Origin of the sequence: Phocaeicola plebeius DSM 17135 (genome assembly GCF_000187895.1) — a bacterium.
GTDB lineage: Bacteria > Bacteroidota > Bacteroidia > Bacteroidales > Bacteroidaceae > Phocaeicola > Phocaeicola plebeius.
Genome location: NZ_DS990130.1, coordinates 655,968 through 672,360, shown reverse-complemented (window position 1 = coordinate 672,360; position 16,393 = coordinate 655,968). Strand labels below are relative to the sequence as shown.

General features: G+C 42.5%; 12 protein-coding genes and 1 tRNA gene. 11 read left to right on the top strand and 2 right to left on the bottom strand.

The window, feature by feature from the left end:
* The first annotated feature begins 4 nt into the window (after positions 1-4).
* Positions 5-4,195 (top strand): NACHT domain-containing protein, encoded by a 4,191-nt coding sequence (locus tag BACPLE_RS10935; RefSeq protein ID WP_157131892.1) that lies wholly within the window; start codon positions 5-7, stop codon positions 4,193-4,195.
* Between the two features lie 75 nt (positions 4,196-4,270).
* On the top strand, positions 4,271-5,056 hold the full coding sequence (locus tag BACPLE_RS10930; protein ID WP_157131891.1) for a glycerophosphodiester phosphodiesterase: 786 nt from the start codon (positions 4,271-4,273) through the stop codon (positions 5,054-5,056).
* Between the two features lie 244 nt (positions 5,057-5,300).
* Here BACPLE_RS10930 and BACPLE_RS10925 read toward each other — a convergent pair.
* Positions 5,301-5,374, bottom strand: a tRNA-Asp gene (locus BACPLE_RS10925).
* Between the two features lie 257 nt (positions 5,375-5,631).
* On the opposite strand from BACPLE_RS10925, the gene hisH reads away from it, so the two are divergent.
* From hisH to lysA, 7 genes are all read left to right on the top strand, one after another.
* Positions 5,632-6,222: an imidazole glycerol phosphate synthase subunit HisH gene (hisH, locus tag BACPLE_RS10920; RefSeq protein ID WP_007561811.1), complete on the top strand. Its 591-nt coding sequence runs from the start codon at positions 5,632-5,634 to the stop codon at positions 6,220-6,222.
* A 21-nt stretch (positions 6,223-6,243) separates the two neighbouring features.
* Complete coding sequence (hisA, locus tag BACPLE_RS10915) at positions 6,244-6,966, top strand: 1-(5-phosphoribosyl)-5-[(5-phosphoribosylamino)methylideneamino]imidazole-4-carboxamide isomerase (RefSeq protein ID WP_007561809.1); 723 nt, start codon at positions 6,244-6,246, stop codon at positions 6,964-6,966.
* 22 nt (positions 6,967-6,988) lie between these two features.
* The gene (gene hisF / locus BACPLE_RS10910; protein WP_007561807.1) at positions 6,989-7,744 is read left to right on the top strand and encodes an imidazole glycerol phosphate synthase subunit HisF; all 756 of its coding nucleotides are present in this window, start codon (positions 6,989-6,991) and stop codon (positions 7,742-7,744) included.
* A gap of 35 nt (positions 7,745-7,779) precedes the next feature.
* On the top strand, positions 7,780-8,391 hold the full coding sequence (gene hisIE, locus BACPLE_RS10905; RefSeq protein ID WP_007561805.1) for a bifunctional phosphoribosyl-AMP cyclohydrolase/phosphoribosyl-ATP diphosphatase HisIE: 612 nt from the start codon (positions 7,780-7,782) through the stop codon (positions 8,389-8,391).
* A gap of 9 nt (positions 8,392-8,400) precedes the next feature.
* Positions 8,401-9,081 (top strand): cell division ATP-binding protein FtsE, encoded by a 681-nt coding sequence (locus BACPLE_RS10900; RefSeq protein WP_007561803.1) that lies wholly within the window; start codon positions 8,401-8,403, stop codon positions 9,079-9,081.
* A gap of 115 nt (positions 9,082-9,196) precedes the next feature.
* Positions 9,197-10,522 carry an aspartate kinase gene (locus BACPLE_RS10895; protein WP_007561801.1) on the top strand — a complete coding sequence of 442 codons (1,326 nt, stop codon included), beginning with the start codon at positions 9,197-9,199 and terminating at the stop codon, positions 10,520-10,522.
* Between the two features lie 107 nt (positions 10,523-10,629).
* Positions 10,630-11,790 carry a diaminopimelate decarboxylase gene (gene lysA / locus BACPLE_RS10890; protein ID WP_007561799.1) on the top strand — a complete coding sequence of 387 codons (1,161 nt, stop codon included), beginning with the start codon at positions 10,630-10,632 and terminating at the stop codon, positions 11,788-11,790.
* Between the two features lie 9 nt (positions 11,791-11,799).
* On the opposite strand, the gene BACPLE_RS10885 is transcribed toward lysA, so the two are convergent.
* A complete protein-coding gene (locus BACPLE_RS10885) occupies positions 11,800-13,995 on the bottom strand; it encodes a DUF5686 family protein (protein WP_007561798.1) in 2,196 nt (731 codons plus the stop codon).
* 112 nt (positions 13,996-14,107) lie between these two features.
* On the opposite strand from BACPLE_RS10885, the gene BACPLE_RS10880 reads away from it, so the two are divergent.
* Positions 14,108-14,809 (top strand): Crp/Fnr family transcriptional regulator, encoded by a 702-nt coding sequence (locus BACPLE_RS10880; RefSeq protein WP_040312998.1) that lies wholly within the window; start codon positions 14,108-14,110, stop codon positions 14,807-14,809.
* A gap of 197 nt (positions 14,810-15,006) precedes the next feature.
* On the top strand, positions 15,007-16,344 hold the full coding sequence (locus BACPLE_RS10875) for a DUF3667 domain-containing protein (protein WP_007561796.1): 1,338 nt from the start codon (positions 15,007-15,009) through the stop codon (positions 16,342-16,344).
* Positions 16,345-16,393 lie beyond the last annotated feature (49 nt).

Genomic DNA, 16,393 nt, shown 5'->3' with positions numbered 1-16,393 from the left:
ACTTATGGCAAAATACATCTTCCTACAAGATTATTCTCTGGAAATCTCCGAACAATATTCCCAACTTTTGTCACAGCATATTGAGAATCTTCCTTATACTCTTTCCTTCCCTATTTATCAGGCTACCCAGAAAATAAAAACAGAACAATACGGAGCAGCGATGAACCATGTATTAGATTTTTTCGAAATCTCAGTCCAATATGCTTCGATTCTTCTATTCTTCATTTTAAAGCAAAAAACGACAAACAACACCACACACAAAGTACTGTGTTCCGTTGTAAATAAAATAGACAATAAACGTCCGCTGTCATTCGGCGACTGGGTTAATGACCTCTTTATTCCACTACTAACAACAGCTTCCATAGAACTCCCGGAACATTCTTTTGTCAAGTCCATGCGAATGCATGTCTGCTCAAAACACGGAAACATTCTTCTAGGAGGAAAGAAAGAAGCAAGCATTGTGCAAATAAGGAATGAATACAAGGGACATAGCACCACACTTTCCGAAGAAATCTATAGAGGAGTACTATACACTTTAGAGGAACGAGTAATGAAAATGCTGAATGGCTTGTCGGCTCTCTCTGATTACCAATTTTATGCCATTGATGAAACCGGCACTGCATGGAACTTAAAAAGTATCGAAACAAAAGCACTTCCGTCTGTGCCCCAACACCTGCATTCTCCATCACCTTTACATTATTACGTATATCGGGAAGGTCCTAATGACCAGGCTGAAATTACCGACTTATTTCCGCTAATATTCCTGAACCCTCAAAGACATGTATATGTATTCCAGTCGTTGAAGGATGAAAATGCCTCCTACATCTCTTCGAATGAGAATGCCATTACTTACATCAGTGATGCGTTAAATGAGGAAATTGACACTTGCTTCCAAAATATAATTCCTTCATTTGATATTTCCAAAGAATTAAATTGGGAGGAGCTGAAAACCTGTATGACCAAAGAGTCCATGGGCTTCATGAAGCGAATCTACAAAGAAAAGAAGTACAATCAGGAGTTGTTCGTCGACCGTGAACGACTTACATCTACTCTCTATCAATTCTGGGAAAGCGACAAAACTCTTTTCCCATTGCTAGGCGAAGCCGGACAAGGAAAGACCAGTCAGCTATGCTATTGGACTGAAAAATTACTGGAACAGAAAAAAGCCGTCCTGATATTCAATGGAGCAGATTTCAGCAATTACACACTGGAGCAGAAAATCAAGGCGCTGTTCGGTTATAACTACAAGAAACCTATAGCACGTTTACTGACATCATTACACGAAAAGGCAGAACAAAATAAAGCCTATGTATATTTTTTCTTCGATGCCATAAATGAATGTCTACACTATTACGATAGCGATGGGCAGGAAGAAGGACCACTACATCTATACAGGTTTATCAGACAACTGCTTGTACAGGAAAAATTCCCCCGGTTTAAAGTCTTGTTCACATGCCGGTTTTATACCTGGAAAAATCTCATTCAAAGACATTGTACCACAGATGCGACCTATATTTATCATGCCGGTGATGAAGAGGATTTAGCTATCAGAAACTTTACAGATACGGAAATAAAACAAGCGTACCATATTTATCAGCGTCTCTATCAAATGACGACATCATATGAGCACATTGACAAAAAAATACTGATTCGCTTAAAAGACCCGCTGATCTTAAAATTTGCAAGTAGTAACTATCTGGGAAAATCTTTATCTGAAAGCGCAATAGACTATACTTCCCTTTCACTATTCAACAAAATGCTGTGCGACATAAGAAATTCGTATGCAGGAAACCTGCAATACGATATTATCTCATGTATAGGCGATTACCTGCTAAATAAATACATGAAAGGATTTCCTGTCAGTACAATCTCTACAGAAAGCCTTAAAGAAGCCTACCATGAAACAGACTCAGCGTTATACGACCTCTCTAGAAAAATCTATAAAAAAGATGGTATCAGCATTGCCTATGCCGAATTGCTAAATAAAGCCGAGCGTCCCATTCTACGAGAAACAGAACGAATCGTTGACAACAGTCCTGTGAATGAAATCACATTTGTTTACGAACGGTTCTTTGAGTTTATTATGGCACGTTCGTTTATCAAGTTCCAGCGTAAAAAGGGTATGGAAAAATCAAAACCCATTCCGGCAGAAGCGTATTTAAAGGCCCTTGACCAAGCAACGGTAAACGTCGTATTCATCGGTACAATAAGAAACGCCCTGGTCATCGACTGTCTGGAAACTCAAAATTACTCCACTTTATTAGAACTTACAGCCCTTCATGGCGACAATTACATCGTAATGCAGCTTCTGACCGAGGTTATGAATATGTTAATAAGGGAGAATTACGAAAATGAGCTTTTTTGCCTGATTGACAAAATGCTGTCTGAAAAGATAGCCAATGGCAACGAGCTCATTTCGCAATTAAATTCCATCAACAAAAAAATAGAATCGAATCAAGCCAATGAAGAAGTTATCGCAAACTATAAACTACTCTCCCAAAAACTGGCTCCAGTCATCAGACTGCGCAAACTGGCCTCTGTCAGCACAATAAATGGAATTCTACTGACCGATTATTTTAATGAGAATCTTTACAAGAATGATGCCCTGAAGTTTTTATGGAGATTAATGCTAGATCCGATACATGATGTACGGAACGATGCTTGTATGTACACTTACTACTTATCAAACAAAACACATACATTGGATTATACTCCCTTGAAAAGAAACCTGTGTGAAAGCATCATCCTTCAAATGTTCCGTCTCGTTAAATCGCGTCCACTACTATTCAACATGAGCAGGAAGCACACACGGAAACGCTCTTTCATATTCTTTGAAACGGCTACGCGACTAGGTACACTACTGATGATAGACGAACTTGTAAAAAGGCAAAAAGACGGGGTAATCGTAAAGAATATGCTGCAAGAAATAGAATGTATGGCAAGGTATTTCACTTTAAACTTCTATTTGCTTCGCATATTTATGCCCGTGTTACAAATATTAATGCGCAAACAAATTACGTTCCAAGCCGTTTATGTAAACAATGCGATAGAATACCAGGGATTCTGGAACAAACCAGAATTTCTCTCCCCTTGCCAACAAGGAAAATGGACACGCGAATGTATAAAAGAAGCGATGAGCTTTGTATGGCACCACAGCAAATATCATGAATGCAAGAACTCGCCTGCCTGTTTGAAAGAGGAAGAACGGTTCAAACTTTTTTATCCCTACATTCTGTCTGCCTATAAAACAGGAGACAGCTTTACCTACTTCACACTAGAAAGAATTCTTGTCATCATGGGAGTCTGCAAGTGGCAAAACATAAAGCCATGTGTCGAAAAATTCTTTACTGATGAATACCGGCAATCTGAATGGTTTGATTATTCGCAAATGTCAATGCTTTATGTACTTTTCCAGATAGCTTTGTACACCAAAGAGGACCTTCAGGAGCTAACCGAAATTTACACACGGGAAAGTAAACTATGGACTTTACGCTGCAAAGGATTATTCAAAGCCCCCAACAGCCACAAAGCCAATCCGAACGGATTATACAAACGTAATGTAATGACGTGGTACTGTGTGGTATATTGTGCCAATGGCGGAGATGGGACCATCCACGAAGGAGACAGCAAATGTGTTCCAATATTTTATGAACTTATAGACATAGCCATTCGTGAAAAAGACAAAGAACTGCTCATTCATCTCATCGAAAACATTTCTGAGCTTATCACAGATTTTGGCTACATCCATACTGCAATGGAGTTACTAAAATATATACTTATACAATATGATACACCTGAAAAAGTAAAGGAAATTGATGAGAAAACCACGCAGAGGAACGGGTTATACCAATATAATCTAACCAAAGTGGTAGGCAATGTATTGAGTACTGCTAAAAATTATTATCAAACAGAAACCGATACTTTCATCAAAAAAGAGCTTATAGGGTTAAGCTTTCCTGGAATCCCCACGTATAGAGAAGAGATTTTGAGCTATAATCCCAGTGGAGAAACCCTATCCGACCTATTTACCCACAAATTCGGCAAATTCCTTACATGGGGATTGCTTTTTGAAGAAGCTATTGATAATTTTGCATACGAAGCTATGTGTACCTCCATTAACGCACCGAATTGCTTTTCATGGTATGACCAAGTAGTACGCATCTTACTAAAGCATCTATTTAAACTAAAACTTTGAATTATGAAAAAATGTATCTACGTTATATCCATAATACTGTTTTTTCTAATAATTTACACAGCCATGCCCTATATCATGAATTTTTTTGCTGATAAAGAAAATCTCCCAACGGAAAATCATAAAATGCTAATCGTAGGACATCGAGGAGGAGCCGGAATGGCACCGGAAAACAGTCTGCAGTGTATCGAGAAAGGTATTCAAACCGGAGCTGACATGATAGAGATTGACATCCATCTGACTAAAGACGGGGAATTGGTTGTTTGTCATGACCAAACGATAGACCGTACTACTACCGGAACAGGGAAAATAGCTGAAATGACATTAAATGAAATTCGTAAGTTCCATATTGTAGATAAAAACGGAAAGGAAACAGATGAAAAGATTCCTACCTTAGATGAAGTTCTCAAACTGATAAACGGAAGGTGCCGTCTCCTAATAGAAATAAAAAGAACAAACAACCTTTATCAAGGTATCGAGCAAAAACTTTTGGAATCTATCAAGGCACACCATGCATCCCAATGGATTATAGTACAATCATTCAATGACAGTGTACTGGAAACACTGCACGCATTAGACCATACTGTGCGACTAGAGAAGCTGGTTATTTTTAAACTTCAATGGATTCCTGTCATTTTTGACGGTACATTTACCTATTTCAGCTTTAAAAAATACCATTATATCTCTTCTTTCAATTTTCATTATCGAGCAATAACTCCTGCATTACTAAAGAAAATCCATGCACAAGGTAAAGAAGTAAAAATATGGACACTGGAGGAACCCAACAACTGGAAAGCTTGTCCTGTGGACGGGATTATCACAGACCGCCCAGATTTATGGACCACATTTTTCCAGAAACAATAATCTCATATATATTTCTTTATAAGAATATTGCTTATAACATTGCAGGAAACAAACGATATACTCCAAAAAAGAATCTCTTTCTATCCCCATAAATTATGGGGATTTTTTATTTTCAAACAGAAGTAATCTGTTTTATAAATGTTTTCCCACCAAGCCAATTGAATGAGTTCAATATAATAGTCCTTTTCAAGGGGGATAGAAATAAAAAACGTCCTTAATTCTTATCGAATTAAGGACGTTTATGCGGTGCGTACGGGACTCGAACCCGTGACCCCATGCGTGACAGGCATGTATTCTAACCAACTGAACTAACGCACCATTAAGTTTTTTCGTTGCTATCTCTCTCGATTGCGTTGCAAAGGTAGTGCTTTTTTTTGAATCTGCAATAGCTTTCCGAAAAAATATTCAAAAAAGTTTTACACTCCATTTTTTAGAAAGCCACGTACAGAGCCTTCTTACAAAAACCTTGTCAGAAAACCACCATCACAGACAAACTTTTTGTCGCTTTTATTAGGAGATTGTTTATAATTCGTTACTTTTGCAAAAACTATTTTTCTACAAAAAAACAGCACTGAATGAAAATTGCAATCATAAAATACAATGCAGGCAACCTCTTTTCGGTGGATTGTGCACTGAAGCGACTGGGTGTGGAACCTGTCATCACCAACGACAAGGAGACACTGCTCAGTGCCGACAAGGTAATTTTTCCGGGAGTGGGCGAAGCACGTACCACCATGGATTACCTGAAAGCTTGCCACATGGATCTTCTCATCAAAGAACTTAAACAACCAGTATTAGGTATTTGCCTGGGGATGCAGTTGCTCTGCCGCCATTCGGAAGAAGGTGATGCGGACTGTCTGGGAATCTTCGATACGGAAGTCAAGCGATTCCAGTCGACCAATCCTGAAGAGAAAGTTCCTCACATGGGATGGAATACATTGTCACATCTCCGCAGCCCGCTCTTTCAAGGTATGAAAGAAGAAGAGTTCGTATATTTCGTGCATAGTTTCTATGTGCCGGTCAACGAATTTACAGCGGCTACAACCGACTACATCACCCCTTTCAGTGCAGCCTTGCACAAAGATAATTTCTATGCCACCCAGTTTCATCCGGAAAAAAGCGGAAAGGTAGGAGAATGTATCCTGCGCAACTTTTTGAATCTCTAATCACAAAACATTATATAAAATATGATAGAACTTATACCAGCCATCGATATCATCGACGGGAAGTGTGTGCGACTTTCTCAAGGTGATTATCAATTGAAAAAGGTTTACAACGAGAATCCGGTGGAAGTGGCCAAGATGTTTGAAGCGCATGGCATCCATCGCCTGCATGTGGTCGACCTGGACGGAGCGGCTTCCAAGCATGTGGTAAACTATAAGGTACTGGAAGCACTGGCCGGACAGACTTCGTTGGTCATTGACTTTGGCGGAGGCATCAAAAGCGATGAAGACTTGCACATTGCCTTCGAAAGCGGAGCGCAGATGGTAACGCTGGGCAGCATCGCCGTAAAGGATCCGGATACGTTCAACCGATGGATGGAGGTATATGGCAGTGAACGGATTATTTTAGGAGCGGATGCCAAAGACGGGAAAATAGCCGTCAACGGATGGCTGGAATGCAGCCGTCTGGAGCTGATGCCGTTCTTGGATGACTATATAAAGAAAGGTGTCGCAAAGGTACTCTGCACGGACATCTCTCGCGACGGAATGCTCAACGGGCCGTCTTTGGAGCTATACAAGCAAATCATGGAGGCTCACCCCGACCTGCATCTGATAGCCAGCGGAGGCATCAGCGGCATGAAGGACATTGAAGCACTGAACGAAGCAGGTATTCCGGCAGTGGTATTCGGCAAGGCTTTCTATGAAGGGCGTATCACCCTGCAGGACTTGAAAGCTTTTCTTCCTTAACTCTTAACTCAAGAAACTGATTATGTTAGCAAAAAGAATTATACCCTGTCTTGACATCAAAGACGGACAAACGGTGAAAGGTACCAACTTCGTCAATCTGCGACAAGCAGGCGACCCGGTGGAGCTCGGAAAGGCTTACAGCGAACAAGGAGCCGATGAGCTGGTGTACCTTGATATCACAGCTAGCCACGAAGGACGGAAAACGTTTACGGAGCTGGTGAAACGCATTTCTGCGGAAATCAACATTCCTTTCACCGTGGGAGGAGGTATTCATGAACTGAGCGATGTGGAACGTCTGCTAAATGCCGGAGCCGACAAGGTGTCTATCAACTCTTCGGCCATCCGGAACCCGCAGCTCATCGATGACATCGCCCGCCATTTCGGTTCGCAGGTATGTGTGGTGGCCATTGATGCCCGACAAACCCCGCAAGGCTGGAAATGTTACCTCAACGGAGGAAGGCTGGAGACCGACCGTTTCCTTATGGAATGGGCGGAAGAAGCCAACAGCCGCGGAGCCGGGGAAATCTTGTTTACCAGCATGGACCACGACGGGGTAAAGGAAGGATATGCCAACGAAGCACTGGCCGAACTGGCTGACCGGCTTACCATTCCGGTCATCGCTTCCGGAGGAGCTGGCAAGAAAGAGGATTTCCGTGACGCATTTACGTTAGGAAAAGCTAACGCCGCCCTGGCTGCCAGTGTTTTTCACTTCGGTGAAATTCCAATTCCCGAATTAAAAGATTACCTTTGCAAAGAAGGTATCGCCGTGCGCAGATAACTGTTTAAACTAACTATATTATATAAAGTAAGATTATGGAACTGGATTTTGAAAAAATGAATGGCTTGATTCCGGCCATTATCCAAGATAACTATACGCAAAAAGTATTGATGCTGGGATTCATGAACAAGGAAGCCTACGAGAAAACCATGGAAACGGGTAAGGTGACTTTCTTCAGCCGTACCAAAAACCGTCTGTGGACCAAAGGAGAAGAAAGCGGAAACTTTCTGCACGTGGTTTCGGTAAAGGCCGACTGTGACAACGACACACTGCTCATCATGGTACACCCGGAAGGTCCTGTCTGCCACAAGGGTACAGATACTTGCTGGGGAGACAAAAACGAGCAGGACATCATGTTCCTGAAAGAGTTGCAGGATTTCATCGACCGTCGCCGTCAGGAAATGCCGGAGAAATCGTACACCACCAGCCTGTTCAATTCGGGAGTCAACAAGATGGCACAAAAGGTAGGTGAAGAAGCTGTAGAAACCATCCTCGAAGCCTGCAACGGAACCGACGAACGCCTGATTTACGAAGGAGCCGACCTGCTTTACCACTTGATTGTACTGCTTACGTACAAAGGCTACCGCATTGAAGACTTAGCCCGTGAATTGAAAGAACGCCACAGTGCCACCTGGAAAAAACACTAATCACGAGATATGGAAGAACAACCACTCATTTCTTACCAGCACGTAAACGTGAGCCTGCAAGGGCAGGAGATTCTTTCGGATGTAAACCTGGAACTCCGAAAGGGCGAATTTGTCTATCTCATCGGGAAGGTGGGTAGCGGAAAGTCTACTCTCCTGAAAACCATCTACGGTGAGGTGGAGATTGATGACGGAGAAGCATGGGTGCTGGGAAATGCCATGCGCACCCTGAAACGGAAGGACTTCCCTACCCTGCGCCGGAAACTCGGCATCGTGTTTCAGGACTTTCAGCTATTGACAGACCGTACCGTGCACGAGAACCTGAAATTCGTGCTTAAAGCTACCGGATGGAAAAGCCGTACCGAAATAGAACGACGAATCGGAGAAGTCTTACAGCAGGTAGGTATGGAAAACAAGGGATATAAAATGCCCAACGAGCTTTCCGGTGGAGAACAGCAACGTATCGTTATCGCCCGGGCCATCCTGAACAAGCCGGAAATCATCCTGGCCGATGAACCGACCGGCAACCTGGACGTGGATACCGGACGCCGCATCGTGGAATTATTGCAGGACATCTGCCGCCAAGGCTCGGCCATTCTGATGACTACGCACAACCTGAACTTGCTTTCGGAATATCCCGGAAAAGTGTACAAATGCGAACATCACCGGCTTACGGAAACGACAAATTCATAAAAAAGACAAAGGAGTAAAAGGATTTTTGCCAAAATGACCTCAAAATAGGGTTTTTATTATTACATTTGCTCCCGAAATTAATTAATTATAGAACATTTAAAATTCGAAACGTAAAATGAAAGTTTTAAAGTTTGGAGGTACATCTGTGGGTTCTGCACAAAGAATGAAAGATGTGGCCAAATTAATCACTGACGGCGAACAGAAAATTGTAGTCCTGTCTGCCATGTCAGGTACGACTAACACATTGGTTGAAATTTCGGATTATCTGTACAAGAAAAATCCAGAAGGTGCAAATGAAATCATCAATAGACTGGAAGCGAAATATAAACAGCACATTGATGAGTTGTATTCTACCGAAGAATATAAACAGAAGACACTGGATTTCGTAAAATCTGTATTCGATTACATTCGTTCTTATACGAAAGACATATTTACTTTATTTGAAGAAAAAGTCATTCTGGCTCAGGGAGAAATCATTTCTACCAACATGGTGACCAATTACTTGTGCGAACAGGGAGTAAACGCTACATTGATTCCGGCATTGGAATACATGCGTACCGACAAGAACAGCGAACCGGACCTGACTTACATCCGCGAAAAGCTGTCGGCACAACTGGAAGCTAACCCGGGTTATGAAATCTATATTACTCAGGGATTTATCTGCCGCAACGCGTACGGCGAAATCGATAACCTGCAGCGTGGAGGAAGTGACTACACAGCTTCTCTGATTGGAGCTGCCATCAATGCGTCTGAAATCCAAATTTGGACTGACATCGACGGTATGCACGACAACGATCCACGCGTGGTAGACAAGACTTCTCCGGTACGTCAGCTTCACTTTGAAGAAGCAGCTGAACTGGCTTACTTCGGTGCGAAGATTCTGCATCCCACTTGTATTCAGCCGGCTAAATATGCCAACATTCCGGTACGTTTGCTGAACACCATGGAACCAACTGCTCCGGGTACGCTGATTTCTAACGATACGGAAAAAGGTAAAATCAAGGCAGTAGCTGCAAAGGATAACATCACGGCCATCAAGATTAAGTCAAGCCGTATGTTGCTGGCTCACGGTTTCCTCCGCAAGGTATTTGAAATCTTTGAAAGCTACCAGACTCCGATTGATATGGTATGTACTTCAGAAGTGGGTGTATCCATGTCGATTGACAACACGAAGCACTTGAATGAAATCGTAAACGACCTGAAAAAATACGGTACGGTAACGGTAGACCATGACATGTGTATCGTCTGTGTAGTAGGTGACTTGGAATGGGAGAACGTTGGTTTCGAAGCAAAAGCACTGGATGCAATGCGTGAAATTCCTGTACGTATGATTTCATTCGGTGGAAGCAACTACAACATTTCTTTCCTGATTCGTGAATCAGACAAGAAGCAGGCTCTGCAATCTTTGAGCAACGTACTGTTCAACAGTAACCAGAAATAAAAGCAACCTTTTATAAAAGCTAAAGGCGGAGGATACGGTCAGTAAAAACCGCATCACCGCCTTTTTTATTCTTCTAATATAACAACAATCACAACTAAACCCGTTTTATGAAAGCTAATTTTCCAATAGAACAATTCCGAAAACTGGAAACTCCATTTTATTATTATGATACGAATCTGCTTCGTGAGACTTTGAACAAAATCAAGGAAGAAGCAGGTAAATACAATAAATTCTGCGTACATTATGCAGTAAAGGCAAACGCCAATCCGAAAGTACTGGGGATTATCCGTGAGAGCGGACTAGGAGCCGATTGCGTGAGCGGAGGTGAAATCAAAGCAGCTATCAAAGCCGGTTTCCCTGCCAGCAAAATTGTATATGCTGGAGTAGGAAAAACAGACAAGGAAATCAATCTGGGACTGGATTATGACATCTTTTGTTTTAACGTTGAATCTATTCCAGAACTGGAGGTCATCAACGAACTGGCTGCAGCAAAGAACAAGATTGCCCGCGTAGCTTTCCGTATCAATCCGGATGTAGGTGCTCATACACATGCCAACATCACCACCGGGCTGGCAGAAAATAAATTCGGTATCAGCATACAGGACATGGACCGCGTAATTGACCTGGCACTGGAGATGAAAAACGTGAAGTTTGTAGGATTACATTTCCACATCGGCTCACAAATTCTAGATATGGGCGACTTTGTGGCGCTCTGCAATCGTGTAAATGAGTTACAGGAGAAGCTCTTTGCACGTCAGATTATTGTAGAGCATATCAATGTAGGAGGTGGCTTGGGTATTGATTATGCACACCCCAACCGCCAGCCAATTCCTGACTTTGCAGAATATTTTGCTACTTACCACAAGCACCTGCGTCTGCGTCCGCAACAAACACTTCATTTTGAATTGGGACGTGCCGTAGTTGGACAATGCGGAAGCCTAATCACCAAGGTAACTTACGTAAAACAAGGAACCAACAAGCAATTTGCCATCGTAGACGGAGGTATGACCGACCTGATTCGTCCGGCTCTGTATCAAGCCTATCATAAGATTGAGAACCTGACCTCGGAAGAACCTGTAGAAACATACGATGTGGTAGGTCCGATTTGTGAATCATCCGATGTATTCGGCAAGGCTATTGACCTGAACAAAGTACACCGTGGCGACCTGATTGCCCTGCGTTCTGCCGGAGCTTATGGCGAAATCATGGCTTCAGGATACAACTGCCGTCCGCTTCCACAAGGATACACTTCGGACGAGTTAGTATAAGCAACTATTTTATTTGTTGAATAATTCGAAGGTAAATTTACATCCCACGGAGGTAAATTTACCTTTTTCATTTCCGATAAAGACCCCCACATCAAACAGGTGGGTAGCAAACCCGTAACCGAATTCCAGGTAAGGATTCAGATGAGGCATAAAAAGGATACCCGTATAAATACGTTCCTTCTGTACGAACGACAACAGACGAGTGACCGGATATAAGAGTATGAAAGGCGCCTCAAAAGTCAGATTTCCTCGTATATAATGGCTAGAAGCATTATACCAGCGACCGTCCAGCATCTGAAACGTACCTCCAATATCGTCATTCCATCCCTGAGGAAGATTCAAGTTGGCAAAATGCGCATAATCCACAAAGTACATATCCGACTGGTTAGTAAACATTCCAGCCCCCACATGATAAGCCAGTGAACGCACATTTTTCAAACGAATGACCTGCTCTACAGAGCCTTCAATTCGTTCGTAGGTACCGGAGTTCTTTAAGACTTTGATACCCCGTTCATAATCCAGCATAAAGGTAGGAAAGAAAGAGCCGACATTTATCTTTCGGTTACCGTTCATATAGTAATACATACCCGGTGTCCATTCCAAACGAATACGAGGAGCAAAACTATTATAATTGGAACGTACACGCGCTTCTACCTCCGGTGAACTTTTTGTATATCGCCAATGCATGGCCAAACCTGTGCCCAGCTTTAAGCCGTTACACAGCTCTATATTATGCGATACATCCACATATACATCCTTAAAGTAATCCAGTTCCAGTCCATCGAACGTAAAGGCACTGTCCGGAATCTGCTCCAGCTGATCAAGCACAACACTACTGTAAATACGGTTACCATTTCCTCCATGTATCTCAATGGACCCCAGCTTTCGAGGGTTGTAAATATATTCCACATCTGCCTTGGCATAAAACTCTTTCTTTGTAAAATTATAACCAATCTGAGGAACAATACGCAACAGGCGCCCGTCATGGAAAAGCTTGTTGTACTTAAACACCTGCCGATAGGATATTCCGTTCCGGTGGCTATAACTCACTAATAAGGGATTGATAATCGGAGAGCAGTTAATGCTTCCCACTTTAGAGATGTCAATATCATAACTGCTAATCAAGGCATCCCCTAACTGGCCTAAGAATACCATGTTCTTCTTCAGTTTCGTAGGCTCTGCCTTTATCGTATCGGCTTCCCGTTTCAATCGCCGCTCATCTGCCGAACGGTAAAGCGAATCCTCATAAGCAGACAAAGGAATCGGACGGATGCGGTTGAACGAGTCACGCTCCACCACAAGCCGGCTAGTATCACACGACAAGGTATAAGAATTCGACAGATTATGGTCGTTCGTTTTCTTGACAATCCATTCCTCCCCCGGCTTACGATAAACGACCGATGAATACTTCATCCACCCCGTGTACTTCATCTCCAGATGATTCTTCAGAAACTTGAAGTTCAAGTCAAGATTCAGCAGTACCGGAAGATATTTCGTATCGTCCTCCTCTCCCATTTGCATGCTCAGTTGGAACCTTACCAGGTCATAACGTCCCTTGAGATTCATTCTTCGGATAGTCCAGTCGGCTGATGAAAGCCACAGAAAACCTTCCACCAACTGCGTGCTCCGATAACGAGGTACAACACGAATGCAATACAATTCTCCCCCCAGCCGGTGTTCTACCCTTTCAAGCAAATAATGATAATGCACCTGGGCCTTTCTGTTCAACGGTGAAAGTATCCTGTTGCCCATCAGCGAAGGAGCATAAATATTGAACTTCATGTAGTCCATAATGTCGAATATCTGCCCTCTGGTGCTGGGGAAAGTCGTAGATATTGCCCTGACCTTTCGGTCATAAATGGCAGGAGCCGTATATTGCAGTTCACTGATAGACTCATGAAAATAATCATTAATTCCCTTCTCCAGGCGAAACATGGAAGGTACATACTTGATAATCCGGTTTTGCTTGTGTACTTTCAAATGACCTTTCAGATACAAATCGCCCTTGTATCCCTTCACTTCATGCGAATAAATGGAAGCAGAATGAAACATATGCTCCATAATAGAATCGGCAACGACAGGCTTTTTCGGAAGAGCTGGAGCATTGTCGCGAGCTATTCCTTGTCGCGGAAAGCCGCTGAGCAGACACACCATCAGCAAGCCCCACAAAGCTACATATAAGCCTTTCAATTTTCGCATATTCATGGCAAATATATAACAAACCACTTATCTGAAGCCATTTTTATGAAGAAAAAAAAGAATATTTTCAATTTTTCTTCGTACCTTTGTGCTTAATAACATGGTTTTGGAACATTTTATGGTAAAAAAGGAATTAACAGAAGCTGAGATTGCCGAAAGTATACCAGATTTATGGCAACCATTAACACAGCAACAACGCGAACTGCTGGCACAAAACTTTACGATTCAGAAATACAAAAAGAACGAAACGATTTATTGCGAAGGTGAAACACCAGAGAATTTAATGTGTTTGCTGAACGGAAAAGTAAAAATCTACAAGGATGGCGTAGGAGGACGCAGCCAAATTATCCGAGTTGTAAAGGACAAAGAATATTTTGCCTATCGTGCCTATTTTGCGGAAGAGAACTTTGTGACCGCAGCAGCTGCCTTTGAACCATGTACCATGTGTCTGATTCCTATGCCTATCATCGTACAGTTGATTATGGAAAATACGGAGCTTGCTATGTTTTTCATCAAACAATTGTCGAAAGACTTGGGAATCTCAGATGAAAGAACTGTCAACCTGACCCAAAAACACATTCGGGGACGTCTAGCCGAATCATTGCTCTTCCTGAAAGATACTTACGGCATGGAAGAAGACCAGTGCACACTAAGCATCTATCTCTCCAGAGAGGATTTGGCCAATCTTTCTAACATGACCACTTCCAATGCCATCCGAACTTTATCAAATTTTGCCGCCGAAAAACTGATTATCATCGACGGACGAAAAATAAAGCTCTTTGACGAAGAGAAATTAAAGAAGATAAGCAAGATTGGATAAGCTTTTGTGGATAAACATCCCATGTTTGTTCATTCATCAAGTGATATTGTTTCTACAACAAAAGAAACAATATCACTTTTTTTATGTCTCTAAATCCCAATACCTGCGTATTCAATTCCTTATATAAAAACTTGCTAAATTCATTTTACGAACGTACTTTTGTGTCAAAATATCATTTATATTACATTTATACTGACATGGGAAATACCACACACAAAGAAGAAACCCACAAAACTCTTCTCGCCCGGATGCGACAAAGACTGAAAGAACGAAAACGCCGGGTGATGCGCCTCATCGAGTTGAAACGTCTTCGGAGAATACGTAAAAAGACTGTACCCGGGTACACCTATTGCAAGAATTGCGGTACCAAGCTAGAGGGAATGTATTGCCATTGTTGCGGACAATATGCCCTTGACATCTACCAGCCTTTCTGGAAATACCTCAGACAATACATTGAAAATGTCTACCAGTTTGACAGCAAAATCTGGCAAACTTTGTGGCTGATGTTCACCCGCCCCGGATTCCTGACCAACGAATTCAATGCCGGAAAAATCAATTCCTACGTACATCCTTTCCGGCTCTATATGTGCATCTCCGTCGTTTTCTTTACCCTTTTCTTCATGATAGCCTCCGACAAAGCCAATCAGGCATTGCAAGCTGTAAGCTCACTAAACATCAACGACGGAATTGTAGCACAGCTCAAATCATCCGCTACCCTGCCCGATACATGTGTGTATGTATACCAAGGCCCTGAGTTAGTGAAGGCCTTTCAAGAAAGAGGAGTAGAAAAGGCCGAGGAGCTGTTCAAAGTGCAACGCCTGGACGACCGGTTCTCTCTCTCCTACATGCGAATGCCCCGAATCGTGGCTGACTCCTGCCTGCATGAAACAACTCTCCGGCAAAAAGACCTGAATACCATTCTGAATCTGAAAAAAGTAAAAGGTGAATACTTGAATAATCTGATTGAGGAAGAAGAGATTACCTCTGAATCCCTGCAAGCCGCGCGCCATTTCCTGGTAGACTCCACCGGTACCGCTCTTACTCCCGTATACGAATGGAGAGAAGACCATAACGATGAAGCACAGCAACTTCGTCAGGAATCCTTTCTCAACCAGTTTTTTGGAGATTTGTCCAAATGGACTCCGCTCTACATGATGTTCCTTCTGCCTCTGTTTGCCTGGCTTCTGCAAGGAATGTTCCGGAAATCCAAATTTCCTTACATGTGGCATTTCGTACATGCCATCCACCTGAACACCGTGTTTCTGATACTGATTCCTATTCCACTGGTACCCGTGCTGACAAGTGACACTTTTATGGAATCATTTAAGGGAAACATGCCAATGTATACTCTCCTTATCTTCGTAGCAGGCATGTTTGTGTACACCTACATTTCCCTGCATACAGTATACCGCCGAGGATGGATACGTACATTTATCAAGACAACCGTTTTCCTGGCTGTCTTTACCTTCATTTCACTAGCCATTGCGGCTGCGCTATTGGTATTCCTGCTTTCCACTCTTTCTGAGCAGCTTTAATATCAAACATTCACATAAAAAAAGCACTCCCGAGACATAACATTCATCT